Annotated in this window: 3 protein-coding genes; 2 read left to right on the forward strand and 1 reads right to left on the reverse strand. The window is 68.6% G+C overall.

Annotation, left to right across the window (positions count from 1 at the left end):
- Nucleotides 1–261: 261 nt before the first annotated feature.
- Together DQW85_RS25335 and DQW85_RS25340 are read left to right on the forward strand one after the other, a co-directional pair.
- A complete protein-coding gene (locus DQW85_RS25335) occupies nt 262–930 on the forward strand; it encodes a response regulator transcription factor (protein ID WP_043620820.1) in 669 nt (222 codons plus the stop codon).
- A gap of 2 nt (nt 931–932) precedes the next feature.
- On the forward strand, nt 933–2,210 hold the full coding sequence (locus DQW85_RS25340; protein ID WP_113702478.1) for an ATP-binding protein: 1,278 nt from the start codon (nt 933–935) through the stop codon (nt 2,208–2,210).
- Here DQW85_RS25340 and DQW85_RS25345 read toward each other — a convergent pair.
- On the reverse strand, nt 2,194–2,676 hold the full coding sequence (locus tag DQW85_RS25345; protein WP_113702479.1) for a GtrA family protein: 483 nt from the start codon (nt 2,674–2,676) through the stop codon (nt 2,194–2,196). The two genes, DQW85_RS25340 and DQW85_RS25345, sit on opposite strands and share 17 nt — an antisense overlap.
- Between the last annotated feature and the right edge of the window lie 420 nt (nt 2,677–3,096).

Consider the following 3,096-nt stretch of genomic DNA (forward strand, 5'->3'; position numbering starts at 1 on the left):
CATCCGGCGGGCGCGGCGCGTCTCCGGAGCGCCCGGCCGGAATCATCGCCGGAGTGTTCCCGCCGCGACACGCCGGGACGCCGAAGCCGTTTCGCGTGAATGGCAAGATCGAAATTCGCCTTTCCCCCCGACAATCGCGGTAATTTAAGCATGACTAGCCGATATTTATCAGCGTTTGCCCAGGTCAATGGATAGGTCAACGACGAGTCAAACCGTGCGCTGTACCCGGGAAACGATCGCTTAAGGTCCTACGATCGCTTCATGACCTGCGTACTTCTCGCCGAGGATGACACCTCGATTTCCGAGCCGCTCGCGCGTGCACTGCGCCGTGAGGGCTATCAGGTTGAGGTGAGCCCCGACGGCCCGCAGGCCCTGGAGAGGGCTCTGTCGGGGGGCATCGACCTGATCGTTCTTGATCTCGGCCTGCCAGAGATGGACGGGCTGGAGGTCGCCCGCCGGATCCGTGCCGAGGGGCACGGCACCCCGGTTCTCATACTCACCGCCCGCGTCGACGAGGTCGACACGGTGGTCGGCCTGGACGCCGGCGCCGACGACTACGTGACCAAGCCGTTCCGGCTGGCGGAGTTGCTCGCCCGCGTGCGCGCGCTGCTCCGTCGCGGCACGTCCGAAACACCGGTCGTGCAGGGCGTCCGCATCGACGCCGACTCTCGCCGCGCCTGGATGGGGGAGAAGGAGCTGCATCTGACGACCAAGGAATTCGACCTGCTGCGCGTCCTGGTCCGTGACGCCGGCAAGGTGGTGACCCGCGAGCAGATCATGCGCGAGGTGTGGGACACCAACTGGTGGGGCTCGACCAAGACGCTCGACATGCACATCTCGTGGCTGCGCCGCAAGCTCGGTGACGACGCGGCGAAGCCTCGCTACATCACCACGGTCCGGGGAGTCGGCTTCCGCTTCGAACGCGAGTAGGGATGCGCCGCCGCCTGCTCACCTCAACTCTGGTCGTCGCGGTCATCGCGGTCCTGTTGCTGGGGGTCCCGCTGGGCATCGTGGTGAGCCGCCTGATCGTGGACGAGGCGGCCCAGGAGCTCAGGGCGGAGGCGACGCGACTGGTGGGGGAGGTCGAGTACGCCCGGATCCAGGAGACGCCGCTGGATCCCCAGCAGCTCCAGCAGAAATATCCAGGCCGCCACATCCAGATATACGAGCGCGCCAACCCGCCCAAGGCGACCATCGTCGGCGTGGCGCCGCCGTCCGGCCAGCAGATGGCCGAGGACGCGCAGTCCGAGAACGGCATCTACGTCCGGGTGAGCCGCGACCGGGAGCAGATCGAACAGGACGTGCGGGCACGCCTGCTCCTGATCGTGGCACTCGCCGCCGCGGCGCTGGCCGTGGCGGTCGGGCTGGCCATCGTGCAGTCGCGCCGGTTGACGCTGCCGCTGCAGGACCTGGCCAAGATCGCTGAACGGCTGGGATCCGGTGACGCGCGACCGAGCAAACACCGTTACGGCATACCCGAGCTCGACGGGGTGGCGGAGGTGCTCGACCACAGCGCAACCCGTATCTCCGACCTGATAACCCGGGAACGTGAGTTCGCCACCGACGCCTCCCACCAGCTGCGCACGCCGCTGACCGGGCTGACCATGCGCCTGGAGGAGATCGTCGCGGCCTGCGACCATCCGGCCACGGTACGCGAGGAGGGCGAGGCCGCCATCGTGCAGGCCGAGCGGCTCACCGCCGTGATCGACGAACTGCTCGCCGCCGCCCGCAGGCAGCGCCAGGCGCAGGCGGAGCCGGTCTCGATCGACGAGGTGCTCATCCAGCAGATCACCGAATGGGAGCCGGTCTTCCGCGGCGGTGACCGCACGCTGCTGCTGGAGGGCTCCCGCGGGCTGAAGGCGCTGGCCACCACCGGGGGATTCGGCCAGGTCATCGCCACGCTGCTGGAGAACTCCCTGCGCTACGGCGGCGGCACGGTCACGGTCACCACGACCCAGGGTGACAGCTACATCGTGATCGAGGTGACCGACGAGGGCCCCGGCATCGCCGACGACATCGCCCCCAAGGTCTTCGACCGGAACGTGAGCGGGGCCGGCGGCACCGGCCTCGGGCTGACGCTCGCCCGCGCGCTGGCCGCCGCCGACGGCGGCCGCCTGGAGCTGGTGCGGCGTCGCCCGGCCACCTTTGCGATCTTCCTGCGGCCCGCCGACGACAACGGCAGAACCCGGATCGTCAGCGGTCCTGCCTGACCTCGACCTCGGGCAGCTCCGTGGGGATCGGCTCGGTCGCCTCCAGGAAGACCCACTTCTTGTACGACCAGAAGCGGAACAGCGTGCCCAGGGCGACGCCCACCAAGTTGGCGATGTTGAGGCTGAGCAGGTCGTCCAGGCCGAGCGTCCAGCGGGTGAAGCCGATCGCCAGCACGCCGAAGAGCAGCGCGATCCCGTTGAGCAGGAAGAACAGGAAGTATTCGCGGCCCAGACCGCTCTGCTCACGGTGCCGGAACGTCCAGAACCGGTTGCCCGCGTAGGCGAAGGTGGCCGAGATGGCCGTGGCCAGAACCTTCGACGTCATCGGCCCCAGGGTGAGCGCCATCAGGGCCACGTTGTACATGCCCGTGTCGATGACGAACGCCATGGCGCCGATCAGGCCGAACTTGGTCAGCTCGTGCAGCAAGGTCGAGAACCGCTGGTAGAGGGGCCTGATGAAGTCCACGTCTCCTGCTCGGTCCTTTCGGGTCCAGGGCGCTCGTCCGGCTTGACGACACCAGCCTACTGGTCTCCGTCCCTCCTCCGGGTCGGAGCGGGGGAGATCACTTCTCGTGGTAGTACGCCCACGAATATCGGCTTATGCCCGGACAAATACCTTTGATCGGCATTACGCTGCCATGGGCGATCGCCGGGGCACCCGGTGATGGGCTCAGCCGGACAGACCGCCGTTCCCACGGCCACGACCTTCGGGACCCGACCGTGCAGCTACGACTGCTCGCCCTGCTCGCCGGCCTCTGCGCGCTGAGCACCGGCTGCGGCGCGCCGCCGTACGCGACCGTGGTCACCCGGGACGGGCCGTCGGCCGCGGCGTCCGCCCCGGACGTGAGCGGCTCCGGCGGGCGCGTGGACGTGGCCACCGCCGAGC

The organism is Nonomuraea lactucae, assembly GCF_003313395.1.
Lineage (GTDB): Bacteria > Actinomycetota > Actinomycetes > Streptosporangiales > Streptosporangiaceae > Nonomuraea > Nonomuraea lactucae.

What these genes read in the sequence shown, in the direction of transcription:
- DQW85_RS25335 (WP_043620820.1), top strand. Translation starts at nt 262, where the DNA reads ATGACCTGCGTACTTCTCGCCGAGGATGACACCTCGATTTCCGAGCCG.
- DQW85_RS25340 (WP_113702478.1), top strand. Translation starts at nt 933, where the DNA reads ATGCGCCGCCGCCTGCTCACCTCAACTCTGGTCGTCGCGGTCATCGCG.